The organism is Barnesiella sp., from assembly GCF_022723415.1.
GTDB lineage: Bacteria > Bacteroidota > Bacteroidia > Bacteroidales > Barnesiellaceae > Barnesiella > Barnesiella intestinihominis.
This window is the reverse complement of record NZ_JAIJHU010000155.1, coordinates 1-1005: the sequence shown is the minus strand read 5'-3', so window position 1 is coordinate 1005 and position 1005 is coordinate 1. Positions and strand designations below refer to the sequence as shown.

The 1005-nt window shown below is 32.7% G+C and carries 1 protein-coding gene; it reads left to right on the top strand.

Annotation, left to right across the window (positions count from 1 at the left end; all coding sequences use genetic code 11):
- Nucleotides 1-685 (top strand): P-loop NTPase fold protein (locus tag QVD32_RS13245; RefSeq protein WP_287710405.1); only part of this gene is annotated, 685 nt, incomplete at its 5' end.
- Nucleotides 686-1005: the final 320 nt, after the last annotated feature.

The window sequence follows — 1005 nt, the reverse complement described above, 5'->3', positions numbered from 1 at the left end:
TGATTCTGATGACTATTCTTTAATCAATATTGTTTGTAAACTTGATAGTTTTGCTATCTTTTTCATGGCTCTATTTGTTGGATTTATTATAGGTAAATTTTTTCGGTATAATAAAAATACAGAATCTAACACAGAGGAAAATAAGGGGATTGTTCCTATTTACTTAGATGAACCTATTGTTTATGAAAACAATGATTTATTGCATTATGCAGAATTGGCACGTAGCTTGTCTTATTCAATAAGGCAGAAATCATTTTCTAATAGTTATAGTATAGGTATTAATTCTCCTTGGGGAACAGGAAAAAGTTCTTTCTTAAATTTGTTGAAATTGAATTTGAAGAAAGTTTCTGACGTAATAGTTGTTGATTTTAATGCGCGGGCTTCTGTCAATGTGAATTGTATTCAAATGGATTTCCTTTCTACATTAGCTACTTCGCTTTCTCCTTTCCATACGGGGATGAAGTCTGTCATGAAAGATTATATGGAAGATCTTAGTGTATTAGCAGATGATACATCTTGGGGTAAGTTCTTAGGATTAATAAATATTAAGGACGCTACGGATAGCCGTGCCCGGCTTCAGGATGGAATCGAAAAAATAAATAAGAAAATAGTGGTATTTATTGATGATTTGGACAGGTTGACATGTGAGGAAATTCTGGAGGTGTTAAAACTTATTACAAACTAAAGTTTCCCACCCCAAAATAATGGAGTAAAAATAACAGTTTCTCAATAAAAAGTTGTATCTTTGTAATCGCTAAAAAACATAGAATCAAACCTTTTATGAGTAACTGTTAATGAGAGCAAAATTACATAAAATAGATGAATTATCCAAACTTTTGGACGATAAAAATGAGTTGGCAGGCAATTTACTGGACTTATACCATCATTTCAACCTCTCACAGGCCATGGTGAGCTGCAAGATTACCAAATTTACAGGTGTTTTTGTTCCTTGCTCATGCTTTTTCTCATTCTTTCACGCCTGATGTCAATATCCAAGTACCAGCT